Raw genomic sequence first — 25,073 nt, 5'->3', positions numbered from 1 at the left:
GCATGGGGCAAATGAAGTCGCTGGTGTTTTTTTATCCGCGAATAGACCTTGAATACTTGCTAAGCGCGGAGCCATCCTATATGATCCGGCACCTAAAATTTATAGGCTCTGATAGAGTTGCTTTCGTGTGGTGTTTGGTGCCAATCGTGGTGATCAAATGGCGACGCGGCCCAAGTATTGAGGTAATCCATGAAAACTGATATCCATCCAACTTACGAACTACTTACTGCGACTTGTTCTTGCGGTAACGTAATCGAAACTAAATCGACTCGTACTGGTACTATGTTCCTAGACGTATGTGACAAATGTCACCCATTCTACACTGGTAAGCAACGTAACGTTGATACTGGTGGTCGTGTTGATCGTTTCAACAAAAAATTCGCTGTATTGGGCAAAAAATAAGCCAGCCTTATTTAAGCTTTACAGTAAAGAAAAAGCGCCGAAAGGCGCTTTTTTTGTGTCTGGTCATGATGCGAATGAGACATAAAGCAATTTTGCTCATAGCAGATTTGTATTTATTTTCGCTAAAATCGTTTTTCAGAAAGTCGCTTTACCTTTTTTGAGTTTTAGGGTTTTGCCATATAGCTATATCTATAATGCTTGTCGTTGCCATCCACCATTTTTGGGCAGGTATAGTTTTGTCAGTTCAATTTCTCTTTCTTAGACTTTTATTTCGAAACAGTAGTAAAAAGTTGTACCGATCTGTGCGGGAATATCAGTTGCTTGTAGGGTCACTTTACCTCTCTTCCCTGACAGCACTGCGTTATTTGGAATATTTTTTCAGGGCGTTCCTTTGTAATTCTTGACTGTCCATATATTCCGTAATCGAGAATAGTTGAAGAGATTTCAGAGCTTGTTTCTGTGCTCGTGCATCCTGAGAGAAAAATCAGGGGCAGTGTAGAGTAGTATCATTCTTATACTTAAAACATAATTCCATTTTCGCTAAGAACCGTAGTTGCAAGTGAATAATAAGCAACTTGGTAGTTATGTCGAATGGATTACTGAATTGCATTGTCTAGACGACCTTGTAGCTCAGGGGTTATTACGAAGCTGTTTGCCCTGCAACAACGTCCTTTCTATCTAAGGTGATTGAGTAAAAGTAGTCGCCTCTATGTTTTTAAATTCACATAACCTTTCTTATTATAATGTTCTTATTGACATGCACTTTAAATTCAATAGGTTATGTTTTTTTGAGAATGTTTAAGCGGAATGAATCTGTAGATATAGTTTCTTTATTTAGAGGGAGAAAACCATATTGAATTTTTGAAGGATTGTGTTGGGACGTTATATAGCAGTGTCAACAGTCGTAATTTAGAATTAAACAATTAAAAGGAATTTTTGCAATGAAAATATATTTTCAATTTGTAGTTAAGGTTATTTTAATCTGGTCGGTTGCTGGGTCAAGCATTGCGGCAGTCATATTTACAGATGATTTTGATTCTGCCGCATCTCCTTTATGGGGAAATGAACAGGGTAGCTGGAATGATAAAGGTGGTGCATACCAGTCTACATCAGGGAATCAAGCATTTAGCTTGTTACCGACAGATTTAAGGGATTTTTCTGTTGAATTGGATATTAATGATGTATGGGATGGCGGTGTAGTTCTTCGTAGTTCATACAATGGGGGGCTTTTTAACGGAATAGCCTTAATCACAGGAGGTCTTGGTGGTGGAGGTACCCAGGGCGGGATCGCACTTTGTTAACAGATATGATCTAATACCTCTAAACCCTAAGCTACATAGTTATTTTGAACATAATTGAACATTTATCAGTCGTCGAGGATACTCGATCTGACATCAATCAAAAGCATGACCTTATTGACGTGATTTTCCTTGTTATCAGTGCTATCGCATCAGGATGTGAAGGCTGGCAAGACATTGAATATTATGGAGAAGAGAAGTTGGGCTGGCTGAGGAAATATAGACCATTTGAACACGGGATCCCAAGACGACACACGATTGCACGCATTTTGCGTTCTGTTGTCGCGGAGTCTTTGCTTGAGGCATTAGCTCTGTGGATTAACGAGCAGCGAACGAGTCAAAACAGAGCCATCATCGCATTTGACGGAAAAGTACTGCGTGGCTCGTACCGAAATAACAAGAAAACAGCATTACAATTGGTTACAGCCTATGATACTGAACGTGGTCTCGTTCTGAGTCAGAAACCGACAGCGAACAAGAACGGCGAGATTAGCGTTGTGCGCCAAATGCTTGATGTTATTAACGTAAAAGGCAGTGTTGTCACCGTTGATGCTCTACATTGTCAGCGCGATACACTAGAGAAAATCGCAGAAAAGAAGGCTCATGTTGTCGTTCAAGTAAAAAACAACCAACCAAAGTTGAGAGCGGCTGTTGTTGAGCAGTTTCAAGCCGTCTTTGATGCTGGTAAAGAGAAGGTCGTCACTGAAATTAAAGAAAAACACCATGGTCGTAGCGAAGAGCGATACGTCTTTCAACTAAAGGCCAAGTTGCCCGAAGAGTTAGCAAAGAAATGGCCAACGGTAAGAAGCATCATAGCAGTGGAACGCCACCGCGTGATAAATGGGAAAGGCACTGTAGATACCTCGTATTACATAAGCTCAATGTCACCGAATCACAAATTGTTAGGCCACTATATTCGTCAGCATTGGCGAATTGAAAACAGCCAGCATTACGTATTAGATGTTGTTTTTAAAGAGGATAACTCTCGCATTACTTTAGACGGAGCGGTGGAAAACATAGCTCTATTTAGACGTTTTGTGATGAACATGCTCAAACAATGCGATTGTGGAGCGCCAAGTCACAAAGTGAAGTTGAAGAAAGCGGGATGGAGCGACGATTATCGGGCACGAGTCTTCTTTGGGTTATAAATCCATCAAAGTATGCTCCCGCCCTGTGGAGGTACCGGGGTTTACTGGCACGAATTCGTAAATGGTGGCAATTCACCAGTTTTAAAGCATTCTGGTGCATTATTCCCATCTAAAAGTGATATTCATTTAAAAATCGATGTGTTCGGAGATACCTACTCAGCATTTGTGAATGGTACTTTGGTCACTACCTTAACCAGCAGTTTGTACAGCCAAGGACAAGTTGGCTTGTTTAATAACAGACTCGGTCAAAGTTTCGATAACATTAGTGTTTCATCTGTTCCAGAGCCATCCACGATATTTCTTGCGGCATTTGGTATTGCTGGCTTATGTATGTTTAGACGAAATAAAAAGTCATATAAAGTACAAGCAAGAGCTTAACTCTCTGCCGTGGGCGGTTGTTCCTGCAAGATAAGTGAGCTTATTCAAAAGTGTTTGTCTAGTATTTAACAAAAAAGCCGCTCAATGAGCGGCTTTGCAAAATCTTAATCTTCTTTATCCAATTCAGCTTCGGTGGCTTTTTCTAAGGCCGGGTCGGGTCTATCTTTTTGTAGATCGGCATCATCGGGCAGGGGTTGCCCAGTGTAAGCGTGTAAAAATGCTTCGCAGAGCAACTCGCTGTTGGTGGCGTGTCGTAGATTGTTAATTTGTCTACGGGTACGCTCATCGGTCAGTATTTTCAATACTTTTAAAGGTATTGATACCGTTATTTTTTTTACTTGTTCGCTTTTTTTTCCGTGTTCAGCATAAGGGCTGATCCACTCACCATTCCAATCTGTCGACATACTTGAATACACACCAAACCAAAGAAACCCTATTGTAACGGGGGAAAAGCCACTTAGCAATCCAAGAGCAAAGACATTTAGACGTCTAGAAGTGTTGACGTCTTTACGGGGAGTGGTAAAGTGGCAGCATAATTAAAGGGAGTCAGTGAACACATGTCATTAAAAGATCTTCACGCCGCCACCATTGCGGTTCGCAGTGGTATTGAGAGTGATAGCCAACACGGAGCGGTGGTTCCGCCAATTTATTTGTCGAGTAATTATAGTTTCGCCGATTTTAAGCAAAAGCGGCAGTTTGACTACAGTCGCTCTGGTAATCCAACCCGTCAAATATTAGCCGATGCGATTGCCAACCTAGAGCATGGTGCAGGGGCGGTGATCACCAATACCGGCATGTCGGCCGTTCATTTAGTGACCGCTTTGTTAGCGCCTGGCGATTTGTTGATCGCACCGCACGATTGTTATGGCGGAAGTTATCGCCTGTTTGACAGTTTGGCGAAGAAGCAGGCCTTTGAAGTCGAGTTTATCGATCAAAATGATAGCGAGAGCTTGCAAACCGCCCTCGCCAAGCAACCAAAGTTAATTTGGTTAGAAACTCCCAGCAACCCGTTATTGCGGATTGTGGATATTCAAAAAATAGCTCAACAAGCGCATGCTGTGGAGGCTTTGGTAGTTGTGGATAATACGTTTTTGTCGCCTGTATTACAGAATCCAATTTTACTGGGGGCCGATATTGTGGTGCATTCGGCGACTAAGTATATTAATGGTCACTCTGATGTGGTGGCGGGTATGGTTGTGGCAAAAACTGAGTTATTGGCAGAAAGCTTGAGCTGGTGGGCGAATTGTCTAGGTTTAACAGGCTCAGCCTTTGATTCCTATTTAACTCTGCGGGGCTTAAGAACTCTGAAAGCACGGATGAATGTTCACCAACACAATGCTCAAACTATTGTTCAATGCCTGCAGCAGCAGCCTTTGGTGTCTGCGATTTATTATCCCGGCTTAGCAGAGCACCCCGGTCATGCGTTAGCCCAACAACAACAATCTGGCTTTGGTGCTATGTTAAGCTTTGAAGTTGCGTTAGATGAAACTCAAATGGTGAAATTTTTGAAAGGCTTACAGTTGTTTTCTTTGGCTGAGTCTTTGGGCGGAGTAGAGAGTTTAATCGCTCATCCTGCAACTATGACCCACGCGGCAATGTCGTCTGAGGCATTGGCCGAAGCGGGAATATCGGCGCAATTGTTACGGGTATCGGTTGGTTTAGAAGAAGCTGAAGATTTAGTGAATGATTTACAGCAGGCATTTGCCAATCTTTCGGTTGGCTAAAAGGTGTACAGGAGAACTTCATGTCGGTAGTTAATAGACATGTCCATAAATTTGGTGGCAGTAGCCTCGCTGACGCCAGCTGTTTCAAACGAGTGGCGGGTATTGTTGCGCAGCATTCGCAAGCGCAAGATCTCATTGTGGTATCGGCTGCGGGTAAAACCACCAATCGTTTGTTGAATATCATTGATTTGGCGAAACAAGCCGATAATGCCGCTGCGGAAGCCTTAGCTGCTTTGATTCAGTTTCAGGCGCAGCTAGTTAAAGATTTATTGAGTGAATCGAGGGCGCAAGTGATCGAGCGAGAGCTTGTCGCAGAGCATCGACAAATTGCTCATTTGCTAGAGGCGGAGATTAATGCCTTTATCATTAACGAACTACTCTCTTATGGTGAGCGTTGGTCAGCAAGATTATTGGCTGCTCTTTTAAGTGAACAAGACTGTGCTGCGGAATGGATGGATTCACGACAGTTTTTCAAAGCCGAATTAGCGGCCCAACCGCAGGTAGATGTTGCGCGCAGCACCCCCTTGTTGGCGGCGTGTTTAGCGGATAAACCCGCTTGCCGAATTGTGGTGACAGGTTTTATTTGCAGTGATAGCGAACAACGCACGGTGACGCTTGGGCGTAATGGCAGTGATTACTCTGCAACCGAATTGGCGGCTTTAGCCGATGCTGTCTCGACCACGATTTGGAGTGATGTTGCGGGAATTTACAGTGCCGACCCGCGCTTAGTGAAAGATGCTCATTTGTTAGATCATTTAGCTTTAAATGAAGCAGCTGAATTATCAAGGATTGGTACCTCGGTACTTCATGCTCGAACGCTAGAGCCGCTGGCTCGCTCTCGGCAACGCTTAAGCTTACGTTGTAGTTATGCTCCCAATGATGGACAAACTCAAATCCATCGAAAAGAAGCCAAAAAAACCGCCGCAAAAATAGTCACCTCGGTGGATGACGTGGTGTTGTTAGAGCTGACATTTACTGAACATTTCCAGCAAAATGCCAGCGCGCTGTTAAGTGCGTTGGCAAGTGTGCAGCTGGCCCCGACCACGCGTCATAAACATACTGAAACTGGCTCGCTACGGATGGCCTACACGCGCGAGCTAGTTGCGGAGGCATTGACCAAGATTGACCAGTTGGCGGTGCAGTATCAGGTGCAACAAGTCGAACGTACCGAAGGTTATTGTTTAGTGGCCTTAGTCGGCGCTGGGGTTTGTGATAATCCTCAACAATGTTACTTGTTCTTTCAGCAACTAGCCGAGCAACCTTTAGAGTTTATTCATTCCAGCTCCGATAAAATGAGCCTGTGTGCGGTGGTACGTAAAATTACCTTGGAGCCGGTATTAATCGAGCTTCATAGTAACTTATTTAAACAGCGCCGTAAGGTTGGTGTGGTGGTGTTTGGCAAAGGCAACATTGGGGCTCAGTGGCTGAGCTTGTTTAACGAGCAACAAAGTTTGTTGGAGCAACAATATAAACTCGAGCTTTGTCTCGCTGGAGTGTTTACTAGCCAATCAGGACAACTCGATTTTGCTGGCTTGAGCCTTGCGCAAGCCTTCGATGATAGTTTAGCTAAGCCCTTGTTATGGCCGGAAGTATTGGCGCAACTGAAGCGGCATCCTTTTAATGAACTAGTGGTGTTGGATATTACCGCCAGTGAATCCTTAAGCGCGTATTATCATGAGTTTGCCAAGCTTGGTCTGCATCTGATTACCGCCAATAAACTTGCCGGAGCCAGTGCTTCAGCGAATTTTGAGCAGCTCAGTCAGAGTTTTCGTGACCATGGCTGCAAATGGTTAGCCAATGCCACGGTTGGTGCGGGACTGCCAATCCAGTCGAGTATTCAGCAGTTGCGGCAAGCGGGGGATCAGATCCTTGCTATTTCTGGAATATTTTCCGGTACTTTAAGTTGGTTATTTCAACAATATGATGGTTCTAGTCCATTTTCTGAGTTGCTGGTGGATGCGCTCAATCAAGGGTTGACCGAGCCCGATCCTCGAGATGATCTTTCGGGTAAGGATGTGCAGCGAAAATTACTGATCTTAGCCCGAGAGGCTGGTCTCAAGCTTGAGTTAGCGGATATTCAATTAGCTTCTCTGGTGCCAGCAGCCTTAGCAGAATTAGAACTTGAGCAGTTTATTGAACAGCTGAGTGATTTAGATGAGCCGATGTTGCAGGCGGTGCAGGATGCCCAGCGTCAAGGCAAGGTGATCCGCTATCTCGCCAGAGTCGACCATCAGGGCAAGGCTGAGGTCGGTTTACAGGCGATAGATGCACGGCATCCATTTGCCAATCTCAAACCCTGTGACAATGTTTTTGCGGTTGAAAGTCAGTGGTACCAGCAAAATCCTCTCGTCATTCAAGGTCCCGGAGCAGGCAGAGCCGTGACCGCAGGAGCGCTGCAAGCCGATTTAGTGAGTCTTTGTCAGTATTTGGCTTAAGTGAATTTAGCATTGTGGCTTTGCTCGAGCTGTTTCGCTTAGATTAGAGAATTGAAATCTCACATAAAAAAGGCCTCCTAAACAGGAGGCCAAACAGGGTATATAAGGGTGTACAAACGTGAGAAGGTAAAGTGCTATTTAACTAGCAGCAAGCGCCCACTCAATCCACTTACTGCTATTTCGAAATGGTCTATATCAATGACGATCTCTGCGCCTGTGATTAAGTCGATAAGGGTACGGGTATCATCCAGTAAATCAGCGGCCAGACGGACCTTTTTTTCATCTGATGAAACGTTTAATAAATACACAACTTGCTGTTCTTTAGTCGTTTTTAATACGGCTAATAGATCTTTGTCGGCGTAGAGGTTCTGTACGCTACCTTGATATAGTGCTGGATTATTTTGCCGAACTTCCATCAATTGACTAACATAGTCCATCAGCGCTTGCTGTTCACGACTTGGGGTGAAACCATCGGTGACCCCTTTTATATGAGCGCTGGAGCGAGCAACATGGTCGTCACATAAACCTTGTGCTGCGCATACGCTGTTGTCTACTTTCGCGGCAAAGTTGGCAACTTCATCACCAATCTCATCACCGTAGTACAAGGTAATCGGTCCGCTATAGGCGGCCATATAAGAGAAAGCCGCTTTATGTCTCTCCCAATAATGGCTTAAGCCACCACGCTGAATCAGATCGCCGAAGCGAACTAAATCATGGTTGCCGAGCATTAAATTAGCTTGGGCGTGATCAGGATAAGAATGATGATCGTTCCAGCTGGCGGTTAAGGTGCTGGCATCGTGATCCCCTGAGCCACTTTCTTCTACCGCTAAGGTCTGTACGAGCGCATAACGACGGTTAAAATCGAAGGCCGAGGGCAGGGCTGGAGACGAATTACTGCCATAAGCGCTAGCTACGATTTCACTATTCCCATTCCATACCTCGGCAACCATATAGCCTAGGGTGCCCCATTGATTTCCGTTGATCTGGCACTTGCTGGCCTTGGCATTGTTGGCACTGGCATCTTTGACGGTTTGATGAATTTGTTGCCAGGCACTGAGCGGGACTTGATAGGCTTGGTCTAAACGCCATCCGTCTAAACATAATTCGCTGGTCCAGTACTCCGCCACTTCCTGGTAAAAAGCGAGGGTATCGCTGTTGGTATAATCCACAGGGTTTGAGCCACCGGCAGGGCTGAGCCCTTTTGGAGAAGTGACAAGGTTGCCTTTATGGTGGCCAAAAACCCCATCAAAGAATACGTATAAGCCTTTTTCATGAGCTTTCGTGACTAACTCTTCAGCCAGCGCTTTGGTCCCGAAATTAGGATCAATCTTAAAGTAGTTACTGGCAAAGTAACCTGTAGCATCTAGTTTGTCTGTCCATTCATCTTGGCCGTTGGTCGCAATAGACTCAAAGATCGGGGTGAGCCAGATGGCATTCATGCCTAAGGCTTTAATGTAGTCAAGAGAATCAATAATTCCCTGCAAGTCGCCGTTGTGATGGCTGGTGCCATAACCAGCACCATAATCAAACGAGCTATCTCCATCAACAAAGGATTCGGTCATGACTTGATAAATGCGCAAATCACAAAATTCACCAGTGGCGTTTTCACAGGGCAGGCGTTGTTGAGCACTCTCGGCCGAGCTGGTGATGTTGATGGCGTCATTGGTTGGTGTGGTGCTATTTCCATTTCCAGCATCACTGCCACCACCACAAGCACTTAAGCCGACGATGATAGAGATCGATAAAATGCTTTTTAACCAACTCATTTTACTTCCTTGATAAATACCATAAGGGGATAGGGCAAGTTAATCACAGCTTTGCATGACTAGATACTCGGTAACGTTTTCAAGATAATAGAAAATTGAGCTGGCTCGCATCTTTTTTGTTATTGATAAATAAAGAATTTTTTGAAAGGGTTTTCATGTCAGGTAAACAAGTTACGCTTGTCTGTGGAGACGAAATGTGATGTTTTTAATCAGTTTCAACTTGGGTTTTTTTCAGTGCTAGGTATGATGCAGCATATAAGTAGAGGGGAAGCTATGAGTGGCGTTAGGGCACAGCAAAAAGAAAAAACACGCAGAGCGATTATCGAAGCCGCGTTTAGCCAATTAAGTGCGCAGCGCAGTTTTTCCAGTTTAAGTCTGCGCGAAGTCGCTCGAGAAGCGGGGATTGCACCGACTTCTTTCTATCGTCATTTCTCTGATATGGAAGAGTTGGGTTTAACCCTGGTTGATGAGGGGGGCTTAACCTTACGCCAGTTAATGCGCCAAGCCCGGCAACGCATTATTGCCACCGGAGGTAGTGTTATTGGAACCTCGGTCGCGACTTTCATGGAATTTGTCTACAATAACCCCAATGTATTCCGCTTGTTGTTACGTGAGCGTTCGGGAACGTCGCCAGCATTTCGGGCTGCCGTAGCGCGAGAAATAGCGCATTTTATTGCAGAGCTGACTGACTATTTAGAACATCAATATCGCTGTCCAAGAGAAGACGCGCAGATGCAAGCCGAAGCGATGGTGATTATTGTGTTTAATGCTGGGGCTTCAGCTTTAGATTTAGCTGAGTTTGATCGCCAACAATTGGCCGAGAAAACCATCAAACAACTTCGGATTGTGGCAAAAGGTGCCGCTTTGTATAATCGTTCTCAAACACTGAGTTAAGAGGTGCATATGCAAGTCAGTAAAACTTTATTATTGTTGTCGTTTATTGCTGGTGTGAGTGGTAATGCTAGTCTTGCTCTGTTTACTGTTGCCGAGCAAGCATTTTCGATATTTCCTATTATTGCGTTTATATTGGCGGTGACGCAACTGTACCAGATTTATCTACATCAAGATCTGAGTGAAGACTCTCCTCTAACGAGTGTGGCTGCATTTTTATTGGGGGCGTTGGCTTACTCTGCAATGTTACGAACTCAATTCCCGGAAATCGGGAGTAACTTGTTAGTATTGATTTTATGTCTTGCGATCGGTCTTTGGTTGATGTTTAGATTGGGCGGTTTTAAGCGCTAATCTACAGCAACTAATGGTTCAATTGTTGCTGCCAAGCTTTGTCTGCGGTGGCTTGATAGGTCTGCCAGTGTCCCTTTAGCCAACGTTGGCGGCCTTTCTCTGCATAAAATAAGTGCAGTTCGTCGTCAAAAAATTCCCAGACTTGCCCATTAGTGGCGACTAAACCTTCGCCCGTTGATAGGGCGTTAGCGCAAAAGCCATTGTAGCGAGGACGATATCGTTCTGGATCTTCGGCAAATTTATTGGCACTTTGCTGACTTGCAAAATACCAATCGGCATTATTCCAACGGACTAAATAATCTTGTTTACCCTGTAAAATACGGCGCGCGCCAAGCTGGTGGGCGCGGTGTTGGCTCAGCACATCGACACCACCGATAGCCTTATCACTCCAAAAACTTTTACTTACTGGCTCGCCAGCATAGCAATTCAAGCTAATTACAAAAATAATTCCAGTAATAATTGAATGAAACATAAGCCCCCCTATCAGCTCTATATCTGATAGACCGGGCTGCTTAAGAAGCGCTTTCATTAATATGCCTAACGACGCTGCAGATAGAGCCCCACCTCTATATGATCGGTGTAAGGAAATTGGTCAAATAGAGCCCAATGGCTAATCTGATGGGTACGACTTAAGACTTGCAGGTTGTTATATAGAGTATTGGGATTACAAGATACGTAGACGATGTTGTCGTAGTCCTGCACCATCCTTAAGGTGGCGTCATCTAAACCGGCACGAGGTGGATCAACTAATATGGTGTCGCACTGATAATCACTTAAGTCTACTTGGGCTTCTTTTAGGCGGCGAAACTCACGTTCACCTAACATGGCCTGAGTGAATTCTTCGGCGGATAGACGAAGAATTTTCACATTATTAATGTGATTGGCTTTGATATTGTATTGTGCGGCTTCAACTGAGGGCTTGGCTATCTCGGTGGCTAAAACGCGTTGGAAGTTTTTCGCAAGTGCCAGTGAAAAATTGCCGTTACCACAGTAGAGTTCGAGCAGATCGCCCTGGCTGTTGGCAGTTGCCTGTTGCGCCCATTCCAACATATGTTGGTTGACGACGGCATTTGGCTGGGTAAAGCTATTTTCAATTTGCTGGTAAATGAGCTGCTCACCGGCAACTTCAAGTACTTCGTTAACCCTATCTTGTTCCAAACATATTTTTTGCTTACGTGAGCGACCGATCAGTTGTAGTGAAAATAGCTTCGATAGTTCTGCTTTTAGCTGCTCGGCGGCGGTCCGCCATGCTTCATCAATCGGTTTATGGTAAAGCAAGCTCACGATTATCTCGCCACTAAGGGTGGAAAGAAAGTCGACTTGGAATAGTTTATGACGCAAAACTTGCTCAGATTTGAGCTGTTCGATTAATAGCGGCATTAGGCGGTTAATTAACGCGCTTGCTGGCGGAAAGCTGTCGACTCTGAATTTTTGCTTGGTTGCTGGATCAAACATGATGTAGTAGAGGTCATCACCTTCGTGCCACATTCTAAATTCGGCACGCATCCGATAATGTTTGCTGGCTGAGCTGAAAATGCTAGGTTCAGGAGGATTAAATTCAGCAAATTGTTCGCGGCGTTTAGCGACCTTTTCGGCCAACAGTTGTTGGTATTTTTCTGGATAGTATGCAATTGCGCTCATGACCGCTCCTCAAATTTAGCAAGGAGCGCAATTTAAAGGCGCATTGCTTGCTTGTCCAGTTTATCTACAATAATAGTGAGATTATTTCTAAAGTTTTAAATACAGTCGCCGATAAGTTGTGACTAGGGTAAATCCAGGGGGCGTTATGAACGAACTTAAAGGCATAGGCAATTCGCCAATCCAGCAATATGCTGAGCGCTTATTGCAGCAGTCCACGCCGACTATCGCAAAGGGCAATCAATTAGCTAATGATAAGGCTAGTTTTAATCAGCAGGACCTGGTGGCCAGCCATGTATTGTTGAGTTCGATTGAAAAGCATACCTTATCGATTGCTGGTGGTGGGGTTAGTTTAGCCAAACCACAACAACCCAGTATATTTGATGCCGAAGAAGTGGCGAAGAATGTGCTTAATTTTGTTGCAACGACCTTATATGGTGCCAAGCAGGCTGGGATGCCAGAAGACCAGTTACAAGAAATGATGGCTCAAGCGCGTAAGGGTGTGGATATGGGGTTTGCCGGAGCCCGTGAAGACCTTAGTGACTCAGGGATCCTTAATGAAGAGTTAGAAAAAGGCATTGATAAGAGTTATGACTTGATCCAAGACGGTTTAGAAAAAATCGAAGCGGGTGACTACGAGATACAAAATTCTCCAATATTTAGTCAACTCGCCATGGGAAATCGTCAATCGGCAAGCATGGAGTTGGAAACGGCAGAGGGTGACAAAGTTACCATTAGTTATGGGAGTCAGTTGGCAGCCAGTTACCGAGAAGAACAGTCATCTTTTCAGGCATCGTTTTCTTCACAGCAGCAGTTTAGTTTTTCCGTTGAAGGCGACCTGAATGATGATGAGTTGGCTGCAATCGCCGATTTAGTGAAACAAGTGGATAAAGTGGGGCAGCAGTTTTTCTCGGGGAATCTGGATCAGGCGTTTGATCAGGCCTTAAACATTGGGTTTGATGAGCAACAGTTAGTTGGTTTTGCGGTGAACTACCAGCAACAACAAACGGTGGCGGTGACTCAGGCCTACCAACAAACAGCGGAGAAAAGCGCCGAGAATAGCACTGCTGGTTCAGAGCTAGTCCCCGACTTAAGTGAGTTTTTAGGTGCTTGGCAGGACATTCAAGCCAAAATGAGCGCTTTGTTTACTCAACCAGAATCCGCGACCGAAACCCTACTTAATGGGGTTTTACCTGTTTCTAGCCCTTCGGAAGGAGAAGCGAAACAAGCCGATGTTGAACGGTTTAAAGGTTTCGCTGAGCGTATGGCCGATGTGCTTGCTGAATATAATCAAAAACGCGCGGCGGATGAAGCGACATCCGGCACTATTAGTTAATTTCATGTTTGCATAAAGTAAATGAAATAGGCTGTTCATTCGCCAAGTGCTGGCTTATACTCTCGCCCGCTGTGGTGCCTGAGCTAGCGAAGTTCAGGCTTAATAGGGAATCTGGTTAAAGTCCAGAACTGACGCGCAGCGGTAAAGAGGAACGAAAGCTCAAGGATTGGCCTTTTCCAAGGATCTCCAGACACTGTTTGCCCCGCAAACGGGAAGTCGTAGCCGTAGTAAATAAAGTCCCCCCGCCTCTAAGTCCGAATACCTGCCACATCGCACATGCTATTTAGCAGCAAACTACGACGCGAGAATTAGGATTATATCGATGAAGAAGTTCATATTACTGGCCGCAGTAGCGCCAGCTTTCGGCTATGCCCAAGAAACCCCTCCAGAACAAACGACCATGGTGGTGACCGCCAACCGTATACAGCAAAGTGCTACTAGCGTAATCGCGCCACTCACGGTGATCAGTCGCGGTGAAATAGAAAGTAGTGGTGCGCAAGATATTGTTGGTATTCTCAACCAACAGGTTGGTATTAGTGTCAACCGTAATGGCGGTAAAGGACAAAACGAGAGTGTGTTTATTCGCGGCTCAAGCTCTGCACAATCTTTGTACCTCATCGATGGCGTACGTATTAATACTGCCACTAGTGGTGGCGCTCAAATGTCATTACTGCCATTAGAATTCGTTGAGCGCATTGAGATTATACGAGGGGCTCGTGCGTCAGTATATGGCGCAGATGCTGTGGGTGGGGTCATCAACATTATCACGCGGCCGGAGTTTGGTAGTCAGTATTTTGGGATAAAAGCTGCGCTTGGCAATCATGAGAGTCGACGTTTAGCTGGGCGAGTTAATACCCCGATTGGTGAGTCGACTCAGTTGAATGCGATCCTCAATGGTGAGCGTAGTGAAGGTTATAATTTTAGACCAAGCAGCGAACTGGACGAGGTTTATGGATATGAATCCTTCGGTGGCTTACTGAGCATCGAGCATCAGTTCAGTGAAGCTTGGTCGGGCGGGGCCATGATATTGATGAATGATGGCGAAAATGAGTATATCTCCACGCAGTACGATTCATCTTATAATCCCTACGATGAAAAATGGCAAACCAAACAAAGGCAGAAAGTATATGCTGTGAATCTTGATTACAGTGATGACGCTTGGTTTAGCCATCTAGCACTGAATTATACCGAAAACCGTTCCAATGACGGCCCCGCCGATCAATATGCGGTGGTTTATCGTTATGTGACGGAGCGGCATAGTGCGAATTGGTTGTTAGCGCGTCAATTGAACAACAACTGGTTGTTACAAGGTGGTTTAGATTATCAAAAAGATGATATCTCAGGTTCCAAAACTACATATTTAAAAAGTACTCGTAATAATAAAGCCGCCTACCTCGGGGTTCGTGCCGATTACATCCGCCATTTACTGGAAGCCAGTTTACGCCAGGATAACAATCAGCACTATGGTGAACACACCACCTATAACCTGGCTTGGGCTTGGCAGTTACAGGACAATTTACGTTTTAATGCCTTGCATGGCACTGCCTTTAGAGCGCCAACCTTTAACGATCTATACTACCCGGGCAGTGAAACCCCCAATCTTAAAGCCGAAACTTCCAGTAATTCGGAATTTGGTTTTGCTTTAGATTTAATTCAAAGTCAGTGGCAGTTTAATATCTTCCGTAATGATGTTGACGATTTGATTGCTTGGGCGCCGGGGGAAGGTGGTTTATGGAAACCAGGAAATGTCTCTGATGCTCGGATCCAAGGCATTGAAGTACAGGGCGATTTTTCGACCGCCTGGCTGAATCATCGGGTTATTCTCGAGCATCTTGACGCGAAAGATCGTCAAAGCGATAAATACTTGGTGCGTCGTCCACAGGAGCAAGTCAAGTACAAGCTAGATGCGCAGTGGCATGCTTTGCAAGTGGTGGTGGATTATCTATGGCGAGGCGAGTCTTATAATGACGACGCAAATACGCTTGTGTTGGATAGTTATAGTACTTGGGATATTGGTGCGAATTATCGCTTTGCGAATGGCTTTAAGCTCGATGCCAAGTTAGCCAACGTATTTAATAAGCAATATGCCACAGTGCGCAATTATCAAGCCCAAGGTCGCAGCTTTGAGTTAGCAGCAAGCTATCAGTTCTAAAGTAAACGACTAGTGCTTTGCTAAACACTTCGCATTGCCAGCCAGCGTTAGCGTGATTACACTAGCGCTGGTGATTTACGAATTGGGTTTATTTACGCGATGCATGTGCTTGTTTTCGATTCCGGAGTCGGCGGTCTCTCGGTCCTTGAGTCTGTTCAATTACTTAATCCACATCTGCAATATAGTTATTTGTTTGATAACCGTTATTTTCCTTACGGTGAACTGAGCGAGCCGGAGTTAATTGAACGGGTTTGTGAGCTAGTTGCGGTCGCAGTGGCGAAACTACAGATAGATATGGTGGTGATCGCCTGTAATTCGGCCAGTACCTTAGCGCTACCCAAATTGCGTTCGCAGCATGCCATTCCAATCGTTGGGGTGGTGCCAGCGATAAAATTAGCGGCAAGTATGAGTCAAACGGGACACTTTGGCATATTGGCAACGCCGGGAACGGTAGAGCGTCAATATACGGCACAGCTAATTCAGGACTTTGCAGCGAATTGTATAGTTGAACTGATAGGCAGTACTGAAATGGTGGTATTGGCAGAGCGTAAGTTAGCGGGAGAGTTCATCGACAGCAGAGCAGTGCATGACATTGTTGCTTCATGGTTAGCCATGGAAGATTTAGATACAGTGGTACTCGGTTGCACTCACTTCCCTCTACTAAGAGACGAGCTAAGCCAAGTATTAGGTGAAAAGGTTCAATTAATTGATTCTGGTCCAGCCATCGCCAAACGAGTGCAACACTTAGCTGGTGATTGCAATCGCATTGTATTCGACCATAAAAAAGCGGAAGTTAGTGCTTACTGCACTTTAACTTCCGCTAATACAGGCCTAGTTGACCAATTAACTGCTTATGGGATCAATTCTTTACAGTTAATAGACTAAGCTTCTTTACGTTCGTTGGCTTCGCGAACTTTTAAGGTACGTTGTTGAAACTCGTATTCGTTTAAGGCTGCAACCGCTTTGCCTGCATCTTCGCTAGCCATTTCCACAAAACCAAAGCCACGACGTTTGCCAGTTTGTTTATCTTTCAATAATCGAACTGAGACTACTTGACCATACTCGGAAAATAACTTGCGGATAGCTGATTCGTTAGCACGATAAGGCAGATTGCCGACGTATAGCGTTTGGGTATCAATGGCTTCGCCTAAGTTGTCTTCAGTTGAATCAGTTTGTGGTTCACTGTTTGATGGGCCAGCGGAGCTTAATAATACAATGGCTCCTCCAACAATCACTGCGACTGACAAATATAAAGGTTGGAGAGGTGCTACCGCGCCAGCGACGAAATAGGCTGCAATTGCGACTGCAATTAGAAACACGATGGATAGACTAGGATTTTTCATAATAAATTCAATGCTCAATGTATTCGAAATAATGGAAAGCAACTTAATTTAACAAAATTGCGACATCATGTTAGCCAGCTTTTATCGGATAAGCTAGAAAATGTACAATTTCTCTAGCAGAAACATGCTAAATGACACAATTACTTTTAATTCATAGCCTTGTTTTACCCAAAAGGTGCAGTTTTGTGGATAAGTTTGTGGATATTCTGTGGCTTTGTTGGGGGCAATCAAAATATCTCAAAATAACTGCAATTTTCTTCAAAAAAGGCTTGCACCGTAAGCGCGGATCCCTATAATGCGACTCCACTGACACGGCGGGCAGCACGCAATAGCGCAGCAGCAAGCGGTCAGGGTTGGTAAGGCCTGAGGCTTTATTAGCGACGGTTAAACGCTTCAAACTTTCCTTAGGAAACTTCTTCGGAAAAGATTGAAAAAAGCGGTTGACAGTCACCGAGGATGGCGTAGAATGCGCACCTCGCTTCGCAAGAAGCAACGCTCTTTAACAATTTATCAAGCAATCTGTGTGAGCACTCACAGAGCACTAAGCGAAAAAAATTAGCTTAAGTGGACTGGAGTGACACACTGTTTTAACAGTAATAATTTCAGTATTTACTTTGAGCGAAAAAACTTTGATTGAAGAGTTTGATCATGGCTCAGATTGAACGCTGGCGGCAGGCTTAACACATGCAAGTCGAGCGGTAACATTTCTAGCTTGCTAGAAGATGACGAGCGGCGGACGGGTGAGTAATGCTTGGGAATATGCCTTTACGTGGGGGACAACAGTTGGAAACGACTGCTAATACCGCATAATGTCTTCGGACCAAAGGAGGGGACTCTTCGGAGCCTTTCGCGTAGAGATTAGCCCAAGTGGGATTAGCTAGTTGGTGGGGTAATGGCTCACCAAGGCGACGATCCCTAGCTGGTTTGAGAGGATGATCAGCCACACTGGGACTGAGACACGGCCCAGACTCCTACGGGAGGCAGCAGTGGGGAATATTGCACAATGGGCGAAAGCCTGATGCAGCCATGCCGCGTGTGTGAAGAAGGCCTTCGGGTTGTAAAGCACTTTCAGTTGTGAGGAAGGCAATATGCTTAATACGTATATTGTTTGACGTTAGCGACAGAAGAAGGACCGGCTAACTCCGTGCCAGCAGCCGCGGTAATACGGAGGGTCCGAGCGTTAATCGGAATTACTGGGCGTAAAGCGTACGCAGGCGGCTTTTTAAGCCAGATGTGAAATCCCCGGGCTCAACCTGGGAATGGCATTTGGAACTGGGAAGCTAGAGTTTTGTAGAGGGTGGTAGAATTTCAGGTGTAGCGGTGAAATGCGTAGAGATCTGAAGGAATACCAGTGGCGAAGGCGGCCACCTGGACAAAAACTGACGCTCATGTACGAAAGCGTGGGGAGCAAACAGGATTAGATACCCTGGTAGTCCACGCCGTAAACGATGTCTACTAGTTGTCTGTGGGTTTAACCCGTGGGTAACGCAGCTAACGCATTAAGTAGACCGCCTGGGGAGTACGGCCGCAAGGTTAAAACTCAAATGAATTGACGGGGGCCCGCACAAGCGGTGGAGCATGTGGTTTAATTCGATGCAACGCGAAGAACCTTACCTGCCCTTGACATACTAAGAACTTTCCAGAGATGGATTGGTGCCTTCGGGAGCTTAGATACAGGTGCTGCATGGCTGTCGTCAGCTCGTGTCGTGAGATGTTGGGTTAAGTCCCGCAACGAGCGCAACCCTTATCCTTATTTGCCAGCACGTGATGGTGGGAACTCTAGGGAGACTGCCGGTGATAAACCGGAGGAAGGTGGGGACGACGTCAAGTCATCATGGCCCTTACGGGCAGGGCTACACACGTGCTACAATGGCATGTACAGAGGGATGCGAACTCGCGAGAGCAAGCGGACCCCAGAAAGCATGTCGTAGTCCGGATCGGAGTCTGCAACTCGACTCCGTGAAGTCGGAATCGCTAGTAATCGTGGATCAGAATGCCACGGTGAATACGTTCCCGGGCCTTGTACACACCGCCCGTCACACCATGGGAGTGGGCTGCAAAAGAAGTGGGTAGTTTAACCTTCGGGAGGACGCTCACCACTTTGTGGTTCATGACTGGGGTGAAGTCGTAACAAGGTAGCCCTAGGGGAACCTGGGGCTGGATCACCTCCTTATTATGAACGTTTATGTTTTGTGACGTGTTCACACAGATTGCTTGATAGAAAGTAGAGAGAAGTTGACACCTGTTTAGGTCTGTAGCTCAGCTGGTTAGAGCGCACCCCTGATAAGGGTGAGGTCGGCAGTTCAAGTCTGCCCAGACCTACCAAGGTGCAACTTTTAGTAAGAAATGGGGCTATAGCTCAGCTGGGAGAGCGCCTGCCTTGCACGCAGGAGGTCTGCGGTTCGATCCCGCATAGCTCCACCACTTCTTACCTAAAAACCAAAGATAAGTCGCCAAAAGATGGCCATTTAGCTTTGGTTTTTTTATGAACCAATGCTCTTTAACAATTTGGAAAAGCTGATAAAAAAATATCTCAAAAATACGAGTTAAATAACAAGTGTTTTTGGTATTCAAAAAAATAAGGTGATCGTACTCGAGTGGCAGGATTTATACAGCCTGACCATTCAAGTGATTTAAGCGACAACATTTAGGTGTTGTATGGTTAAGTGACTAAGCGTATACGGTGGATGCCTTGGCAGTCAGAGGCGATGAAGGACGTGTTAATCTGCGATAAGCCATGTTGAGTCGATAAAAGACGCAATAGACATGGATTTCCGAATGGGGAAACCCACTGCATTTTATGCAGTATCGTAACGTGAATACATAGCGTTGCGAGGCGAACCCGGGGAACTGAAACATCTAAGTACCCGGAGGAAAAGAAATCAACCGAGATTCTGGTAGTAGCGGCGAGCGAACCCGGATTAGCCCTTAAGCTTCTTATAATTTAGTGGAACAAGCTGGAAAGTTTGGCCGTAGCGGGTGATAGCCCCGTACACGAAAGGTGATTTGAAGTGAAAACGAGTAGGACGGCACACGTGATATGTTGTCTGAATATGGGGGGACCATCCTCCAAGGCTAAATACTCCTGACTGACCGATAGTGAACCAGTACCGTGAGGGAAAGGCGAAAAGAACCCCTGTGAGGGGAGTGAAATAGAACCTGAAACCGTATACGTACAAGCAGTGGGAGCCTCTTTGTGAGGTGACTGCGTACCTTTTGTATAATGGGTCAACGACTTAATTTCAGTAGCAAGGTTAAGCGAATAGCGGAGCCGTAGGGAAACCGAGTGTTAACTGCGCGCATAGTTGCTGGGATTAGACCCGAAACCCGGTGATCTAGCCATGGGCAGGTTGAAGATTGGGTAACACCAATTGGAGGACCGAACCGACTAATGTTGAAAAATTAGCGGATGACTTGTGGCTGGGGGTGAAAGGCCAATCAAACCGGGAGATAGCTGGTTCTCCTCGAAAGCTATTTAGGTAGCGCCTCGGACGAATACTAGTGGGGGTAGAGCACTGTTAAGGCTAGGGGGTCATCCCGACTTACCAACCCTTTGCAAACTCCGAATACCACTAAGTACTATCCGGGAGACACACGGCGGGTGCTAACGTCCGTCGTGAAAAGGGAAACAACCCAGACCGTCAGCTAAGGTCCCAAAGTCATAGCTAAGTGGGAAACGATGTGGGAAGGCTTAGACAGCCAGGATGTTGGCTTAGAAGCAGCCATCATTTAAAGAAAGCGTAATAGCTCACTGGTCGAGTCGGCCTGCGCGGAAGATGTAACGGGGCTAAGCTATGCACCGAAGCTACGGGTACTTGCTTTGCAAGTGCGGTAGAGGAGCGTTCTGTAAGCCGTTGAAGGTGATTCGTAAGGATTGCTGGAGGTATCAGAAGTGCGAATGTTGACATGAGTAACGATAAAGGGGGTGAAAAGCCCCCTCGCCGAAAGACCAAGGTTTCCTGTTCAATGTTAATCAGAGCAGGGTGAGTCGGCCCCTAAGGCGAGACTGAAAAGTGTAGTCGATGGGAAACAGGTTAATATTCCTGTACTTCGTATAATTGCGATGGGAGGACGGAGAAGGCTAGGCCAGCGCGGCGTTTGGTTGTCCGCGTTTAAGGTTGTAGGCTGGACACTTAGGAAAATCCGGGTGTCTAAGGCTGAGGATTGATGACGAGTCACTAAGGTGATGAAGTGGTTGATGCCCTGCTTCCAGGAAAAGTCTCTAAGCTTCAGATTATACGAAACCGTACCCCAAACCGACACAGGTGGTTGGGTAGAGAATACCAAGGCGCTTGAGAGAACTCGGGTGAAGGAACTAGGCAAAATGGTACCGTAACTTCGGGAGAAGGTACGCTGCTGTTGGTGATGGGACTTGCTCCCTAAGCTGACGGCAGTCGCAGATACCAGTTGGCTGCAACTGTTTATTAAAAACACAGCACTGTGCTAAATCGAAAGATGACGTATACGGTGTGACGCCTGCCCGGTGCCGGAAGGTTAATTGATGTGGTTAGCGCAAGCGAAGCTATTGATCGAAGCCCCGGTAAACGGCGGCCGTAACTATAACGGTCCTAAGGTAGCGAAATTCCTTGTCGGGTAAGTTCCGACCTGCACGAATGGCGTAATGATGGCCAAGCTGTCTCCACCCGAGACTCAGTGAAATTGAAATTGCCGTGAAGATGCGGTGTACCCGCGGCTAGACGGAAAGACCCCGTGAACCTTTACTACAGCTTGACACTGAACATTGACCCTACATGTGTAGGATAGGTGGGAGGCTTTGAAGCGTTGTCGCTAGATGATGTGGAGCCGACCTTGAAATACCACCCTTGTAGTGTTGATGTTCTAACGTTGTCCCGTTATCCGGGATGCGGACAGTGTCTGGTGGGTAGTTTGACTGGGGCGGTCTCCTCCCAAAGAGTAACGGAGGAGCACGAAGGTTGGCTAAGTACGGTCGGACATCGTACGGTTAGTGCAATGGCATAAGCCAGCTTAACTGCGAGACAGACACGTCGAGCAGGTACGAAAGTAGGTCATAGTGATCCGGTGGTTCTGTATGGAAGGGCCATCGCTCAACGGATAAAAGGTACTCCGGGGATAACAGGCTGATACCGCCCAAGAGTTCATATCGACGGCGGTGTTTGGCACCTCGATGTCGGCTCATCACATCCTGGGGCTGAAGTCGGTCCCAAGGGTATGGCTGTTCGCCATTTAAAGTGGTACGCGAGCTGGGTTTAGAACGTCGTGAGACAGTTCGGTCCCTATCTGCCGTGGGCGTTTGAGAATTGAAGGGAGCTGCTCCTAGTACGAGAGGACCGGAGTGGACGAACCGCTGGTGTTTGGGTTGTTATGCCAATAGCATTGCCCAGTAGCTACGTTCGGAACTGATAACCGCTGAAAGCATCTAAGCGGGAAGCAGGCCTTGAGATTAATTCTCACTAGGACTTTAAGTCCTCTGAAGGGCCGTTGGAGACTACAACGTTGATAGGCAAGGTGTGTAAGTGCTGTGAGGCATTGAGCTAACTTGTACTAATTACCCGTGAGGCTTAACCATACAACACCTAAAGGGTGTTGCTTATAGATACTTTATTTTAGAAACCAAGAGTGCTTGTTATGCTCGTGGGATATATCAGTTTTTTCGAATGTTAAAGACAACAAGTTTTTGCCTGGTGGCAATAGCGTTGTGGAACCACCTGAACCCATGCCGAACTCAGAAGTGAAACGCAACTGCGCCGATGATAGTGTGGGGTCTCCCCATGTGAAAGTAGGTCACTGCCAGGCGCCTATTTTAAAAACCCAGCTATGTGCTGGGTTTTTATTTCGCTGATATAGCTCAGTTGGTAGAGCGCACCCTTGGTAAGGGTGAGGTCGGCAGTTCGAATCTGCCTATCAGCACCATATTCAGAAAAGCCCGGCATTAAGCTGGGCTTTTTTGTTTCTATCGGTTTAATTATTAACCGAGTTTAGCCGTTAGATAAATGTTTCTTGACAGGATATCTAGCGATTCAAGTGAAATTACGCCCATGAAACACCTTTTTTAGGTGGGTTTTTTGTTAGTAACCTATTGTTTTTTATCTGTTTATTTATATTTTTAAACAAATTTTAGACAATCCTACCAATTCAAAATCTAGGGTGTTATAATTTCGCGCCCTTTAATTAGGCAGCCAGAGATCTCAGCGCTAATTGTTGGGATCAGTTGTAACATATAGCGGAGCACTGAAATGATCCAAATGCAATCTACTATGGACGTGGCGGATAATTCCGGCGCGCGCCGTGTACAGTGTATTAAGGTCCTAGGTGGTTCGCACCGCCGCTATGCACGAATTGGCGACATCATTAAAGTTACTGTAAAGGAAGCAATTCCACGCGGTAAAGTTAAGAAAGGTGACGTAATGAATGCAGTGGTAGTGCGTACTAGAAAAGGCGTACGTCGTCCTGATGGTTCTGTAATTCGTTTTGACCGCAATGCTGCGGTTATTCTGAATGCAAACAATCAGCCTATTGGTACTCGTATCTTTGGTCCTGTGACACGTGAACTGCGCAACGAACAGTTCATGAAAATTGTGTCTCTAGCGCCAGAAGTACTTTAAGGAGTCCAAAATGGCTAATAAAATCCAAAAAGGCGATGAAGTAATAGTTATTGCAGGTAAAGACAAAGGCAAACGCGGTAGCGTAACCAAAGTTTTACCAACCGGTAAACTATTCGTTGAAGGCGTCAACTTAATCAAGAAACACCAAAAGCCAAACCCTCAATTGGGTGTTGCAGGCGGTATTGTTGAGAAAGAAGCGGCCCTTGATGCATCAAACGTAGCGATTTTTAACCCAGCCTCAGGCAAGGGTGATCGCGTTGGTTTTCGATTTGAAGACGACAAAAAAGTTCGTGTATTCAAATCGTCTAATGAAATTGTAAAGTAACTGGAGTTAACGATGGCGAAACTGCATGACCTATATAAGGAAAGTGTGACGCCTGAACTCGTAAAGGAGTTCGGTTACAAATCCATCATGCAAGTCCCTCGGATTGAGAAAATCACCCTTAACATGGGTGTGGGTGAAGCGGTGAATGACAAGAAAGTACTAGAGCACGCGATTGCTGATCTAGCTGCTATCTCTGGTCAAAAACCACTTACTACCAAAGCTCGTAAATCTGTAGCAGGCTTTAAGATCCGTGATGGATACCCGATTGGTTGTAAAGTGACTCTACGCGGTGAGCGTATGTGGGAGTTTTTAGAGCGTTTGATTTCAATCGCAATTCCTCGTGTTCGAGATTTCCGTGGTTTGAATGCTAAGTCATTCGATGGCCGTGGTAATTACAGCATGGGTGTGCGTGAGCAAATCATCTTCCCTGAAATTGACTATGACAAAGTTGATAAGGTTCGTGGTATGGATATTACTATCACTACGACAGCCGAAACCAACGAGGAAGGCCGCGCTCTGCTGGCTGCCTTTAACTTCCCATTCCGTAAGTAAGGTAGAGTTAGTTATGGCTAAAAAATCAATGAAAGCTCGTGAAGCTAAGCGCACAGAAACTGTCGCTCGTTTCGCAGAAAAGCGCGCAGCGCTTAAAGCGATTATTAGCAGCGTGAACAGCTCAGATGAAGAGCGTTGGGACGCAGTTCTAAAATTGCAATCGTTACCTCGTGATTCAAGTCGGTCTCGTCAGCGTAACCGCTGTAACGTAACCGGTCGTCCTCATGGGTTCTTACGCAAATTCGGCTTAAGCCGTATTAAATTGCGTGAAGCTATGATGCGCGGTGAGGTTCCTGGTCTTAAGAAAGCCAGTTGGTAATCCACTTAATTACGGAGTAAACGATTATGAGCATGCAAGATCCTATTGCGGATATGTTGACTCGCGTTCGCAACGGTCAATCGGCAAATAAAGTATCTGTTGTTATGCCTTCATCTAAAGTAAAAGTGGCGATTGCTAACTTGTTACAAGAAGAAGGTTATATCACTGGCTACGCTGTGACTGGTGACGTGAAAAAGTCATTAGAAGTTACCCTCAAATATTTTGAAGGTAAAAAAGTTATTGAAAAGATTGAACGTGTAAGCCGTCCAGGTCTACGCATTTATAAAGGTGCTAAAGACCTACCTAAAGTTATGGGTGGCCTTGGTGTTGCAATCATTTCTACATCAAAAGGCGTGATGACTGACCGTGCGGCGCGTAAAGCCGGCATGGGTGGTGAAATCGTCTGTTACGTAGCTTAACCGGAGGTAGGT

Annotated in this window: 21 protein-coding genes, 3 tRNA genes, 3 rRNA genes and 1 riboswitch; of the genes, 22 read left to right on the top strand and 5 right to left on the bottom strand. The window is 45.8% G+C overall.

Going from position 1 to position 25,073, the window contains the following annotated elements; translation table 11 throughout:
- Window positions 1–189: 189 nt before the first annotated feature.
- From rpmE to ACRRSY_RS20170, 4 genes are all read left to right on the top strand, one after another.
- Window positions 190–402: a 50S ribosomal protein L31 gene (rpmE, locus tag ACRRSY_RS20185; protein WP_432455781.1), complete on the top strand. Its 213-nt coding sequence runs from the start codon at window positions 190–192 to the stop codon at window positions 400–402.
- Between the two features lie 941 nt (window positions 403–1,343).
- Window positions 1,344–1,703 (top strand): hypothetical protein, encoded by a 360-nt coding sequence (locus tag ACRRSY_RS20180; protein ID WP_432463886.1) that lies wholly within the window; start codon window positions 1,344–1,346, stop codon window positions 1,701–1,703.
- A gap of 44 nt (window positions 1,704–1,747) precedes the next feature.
- Window positions 1,748–2,848 carry an ISAs1 family transposase gene (locus tag ACRRSY_RS20175; protein ID WP_432452595.1) on the top strand — a complete coding sequence of 367 codons (1,101 nt, stop codon included), beginning with the start codon at window positions 1,748–1,750 and terminating at the stop codon, window positions 2,846–2,848.
- Window positions 2,849–2,860: 12 nt separating this feature from the next.
- Window positions 2,861–3,226: a PEP-CTERM sorting domain-containing protein gene (locus ACRRSY_RS20170; RefSeq protein ID WP_432463885.1), complete on the top strand. Its 366-nt coding sequence runs from the start codon at window positions 2,861–2,863 to the stop codon at window positions 3,224–3,226.
- A 104-nt stretch (window positions 3,227–3,330) separates the two neighbouring features.
- Here ACRRSY_RS20170 and metJ read toward each other — a convergent pair whose 3' ends face one another.
- Window positions 3,331–3,630 carry a met regulon transcriptional regulator MetJ gene (gene metJ, locus ACRRSY_RS20165; protein WP_432455783.1) on the bottom strand — a complete coding sequence of 100 codons (300 nt, stop codon included), beginning with the start codon at window positions 3,628–3,630 and terminating at the stop codon, window positions 3,331–3,333.
- A 153-nt stretch (window positions 3,631–3,783) separates the two neighbouring features.
- On the opposite strand from metJ, the gene metB reads away from it, so the two are divergent.
- Both metB and metL read left to right on the top strand, forming a co-directional pair.
- Window positions 3,784–4,950, top strand: a complete 1,167-nt coding sequence (metB, locus tag ACRRSY_RS20160; RefSeq protein ID WP_432463884.1) for a cystathionine gamma-synthase — start codon at window positions 3,784–3,786, stop codon at window positions 4,948–4,950.
- 20 nt (window positions 4,951–4,970) lie between these two features.
- Complete coding sequence (gene metL / locus ACRRSY_RS20155; protein WP_432463883.1) at window positions 4,971–7,385, top strand: bifunctional aspartate kinase/homoserine dehydrogenase II; 2,415 nt, start codon at window positions 4,971–4,973, stop codon at window positions 7,383–7,385.
- 134 nt (window positions 7,386–7,519) lie between these two features.
- On the opposite strand, the gene ACRRSY_RS20150 is transcribed toward metL, so the two are convergent.
- Complete coding sequence (locus ACRRSY_RS20150) at window positions 7,520–9,151, bottom strand: alpha-amylase family glycosyl hydrolase (protein ID WP_432463882.1); 1,632 nt, start codon at window positions 9,149–9,151, stop codon at window positions 7,520–7,522.
- 273 nt (window positions 9,152–9,424) lie between these two features.
- Between ACRRSY_RS20150 and fabR the strand changes: the two genes are divergently transcribed.
- Window positions 9,425–10,045 carry an HTH-type transcriptional repressor FabR gene (gene fabR, locus ACRRSY_RS20145; protein WP_432455787.1) on the top strand — a complete coding sequence of 207 codons (621 nt, stop codon included), beginning with the start codon at window positions 9,425–9,427 and terminating at the stop codon, window positions 10,043–10,045.
- 9 nt (window positions 10,046–10,054) lie between these two features.
- The gene (locus ACRRSY_RS20140; RefSeq protein ID WP_432455788.1) at window positions 10,055–10,393 is read left to right on the top strand and encodes a DUF1422 family protein; all 339 of its coding nucleotides are present in this window, start codon (window positions 10,055–10,057) and stop codon (window positions 10,391–10,393) included.
- A 10-nt stretch (window positions 10,394–10,403) separates the two neighbouring features.
- Here the strand turns inward: ACRRSY_RS20140 and ACRRSY_RS20135 are convergent, their stop codons facing one another.
- Together ACRRSY_RS20135 and trmA are read right to left on the bottom strand one after the other, a co-directional pair.
- A complete protein-coding gene (locus ACRRSY_RS20135) occupies window positions 10,404–10,865 on the bottom strand; it encodes a YHS domain-containing (seleno)protein (RefSeq protein WP_432455789.1) in 462 nt (153 codons plus the stop codon).
- A gap of 65 nt (window positions 10,866–10,930) precedes the next feature.
- On the bottom strand, window positions 10,931–12,034 hold the full coding sequence (gene trmA, locus ACRRSY_RS20130; protein ID WP_432455790.1) for a tRNA (uridine(54)-C5)-methyltransferase TrmA: 1,104 nt from the start codon (window positions 12,032–12,034) through the stop codon (window positions 10,931–10,933).
- A gap of 145 nt (window positions 12,035–12,179) precedes the next feature.
- Between trmA and ACRRSY_RS20125 the strand changes: the two genes are divergently transcribed.
- The 3 genes from ACRRSY_RS20125 to murI all read left to right on the top strand — a co-directional run bounded on the left by ACRRSY_RS20125 (window position 12,180) and on the right by murI (window position 16,404).
- Window positions 12,180–13,367 carry a DUF5610 domain-containing protein gene (locus tag ACRRSY_RS20125; RefSeq protein ID WP_432455791.1) on the top strand — a complete coding sequence of 396 codons (1,188 nt, stop codon included), beginning with the start codon at window positions 12,180–12,182 and terminating at the stop codon, window positions 13,365–13,367.
- A 55-nt stretch (window positions 13,368–13,422) separates the two neighbouring features.
- A riboswitch (cobalamin riboswitch) is annotated at window positions 13,423–13,651 on the top strand.
- 38 nt (window positions 13,652–13,689) lie between these two features.
- The gene (locus tag ACRRSY_RS20120; RefSeq protein ID WP_432460257.1) at window positions 13,690–15,519 is read left to right on the top strand and encodes a TonB-dependent receptor domain-containing protein; all 1,830 of its coding nucleotides are present in this window, start codon (window positions 13,690–13,692) and stop codon (window positions 15,517–15,519) included.
- Between the two features lie 99 nt (window positions 15,520–15,618).
- Window positions 15,619–16,404, top strand: a complete 786-nt coding sequence (gene murI / locus ACRRSY_RS20115) for a glutamate racemase (RefSeq protein WP_432455793.1) — start codon at window positions 15,619–15,621, stop codon at window positions 16,402–16,404.
- Here the strand turns inward: murI and ACRRSY_RS20110 are convergent.
- Window positions 16,401–16,862 carry an RNA recognition motif domain-containing protein gene (locus ACRRSY_RS20110; RefSeq protein ID WP_432455794.1) on the bottom strand — a complete coding sequence of 154 codons (462 nt, stop codon included), beginning with the start codon at window positions 16,860–16,862 and terminating at the stop codon, window positions 16,401–16,403. The genes murI and ACRRSY_RS20110 overlap by 4 nt on opposite strands.
- A gap of 630 nt (window positions 16,863–17,492) precedes the next feature.
- Between ACRRSY_RS20110 and ACRRSY_RS20105 the strand changes: the two genes are divergently transcribed.
- The 11 genes from ACRRSY_RS20105 (at window position 17,493) to rpsH (ending at window position 25,061) form a co-directional block, all read left to right on the top strand.
- Window positions 17,493–19,035: ribosomal RNA gene (locus tag ACRRSY_RS20105) — 16S ribosomal RNA — on the top strand.
- 75 nt (window positions 19,036–19,110) lie between these two features.
- Window positions 19,111–19,187: transfer RNA gene (locus tag ACRRSY_RS20100), tRNA-Ile, on the top strand.
- A 23-nt stretch (window positions 19,188–19,210) separates the two neighbouring features.
- Window positions 19,211–19,286 (top strand) — tRNA-Ala (locus ACRRSY_RS20095).
- 236 nt (window positions 19,287–19,522) lie between these two features.
- Window positions 19,523–22,410 (top strand): 23S ribosomal RNA (locus tag ACRRSY_RS20090).
- A gap of 111 nt (window positions 22,411–22,521) precedes the next feature.
- Window positions 22,522–22,637, top strand: a 5S ribosomal RNA gene (gene rrf, locus ACRRSY_RS20085).
- Together the 16S, 23S and 5S rRNA genes with 3 tRNA genes alongside form the textbook arrangement of a ribosomal RNA operon.
- Before the next feature lie 41 nt (window positions 22,638–22,678).
- Window positions 22,679–22,754, top strand: a tRNA-Thr gene (locus ACRRSY_RS20080).
- Window positions 22,755–23,077: 323 nt separating this feature from the next.
- Window positions 23,078–23,446, top strand: coding sequence for a 50S ribosomal protein L14 (rplN, locus tag ACRRSY_RS20075; RefSeq protein WP_137673757.1), 369 nt, complete (start codon window positions 23,078–23,080; stop codon window positions 23,444–23,446).
- Window positions 23,447–23,456: 10 nt separating this feature from the next.
- On the top strand, window positions 23,457–23,771 hold the full coding sequence (gene rplX / locus ACRRSY_RS20070; protein WP_432455795.1) for a 50S ribosomal protein L24: 315 nt from the start codon (window positions 23,457–23,459) through the stop codon (window positions 23,769–23,771).
- A 12-nt stretch (window positions 23,772–23,783) separates the two neighbouring features.
- Window positions 23,784–24,323 carry a 50S ribosomal protein L5 gene (gene rplE / locus ACRRSY_RS20065; protein WP_432455796.1) on the top strand — a complete coding sequence of 180 codons (540 nt, stop codon included), beginning with the start codon at window positions 23,784–23,786 and terminating at the stop codon, window positions 24,321–24,323.
- A gap of 13 nt (window positions 24,324–24,336) precedes the next feature.
- The gene (rpsN, locus tag ACRRSY_RS20060; RefSeq protein ID WP_432455797.1) at window positions 24,337–24,642 is read left to right on the top strand and encodes a 30S ribosomal protein S14; all 306 of its coding nucleotides are present in this window, start codon (window positions 24,337–24,339) and stop codon (window positions 24,640–24,642) included.
- Window positions 24,643–24,668: 26 nt separating this feature from the next.
- Window positions 24,669–25,061 carry a 30S ribosomal protein S8 gene (gene rpsH / locus ACRRSY_RS20055; RefSeq protein ID WP_137673761.1) on the top strand — a complete coding sequence of 131 codons (393 nt, stop codon included), beginning with the start codon at window positions 24,669–24,671 and terminating at the stop codon, window positions 25,059–25,061.
- Window positions 25,062–25,073 lie beyond the last annotated feature (12 nt).

The organism is Agarivorans sp. QJM3NY_33, assembly GCF_050870865.2.
Taxonomy (GTDB): domain Bacteria; phylum Pseudomonadota; class Gammaproteobacteria; order Enterobacterales; family Celerinatantimonadaceae; genus Agarivorans.
Note: the sequence above shows the minus strand (reverse complement) of the source record. Positions and strands in the feature narration are given on the sequence as shown.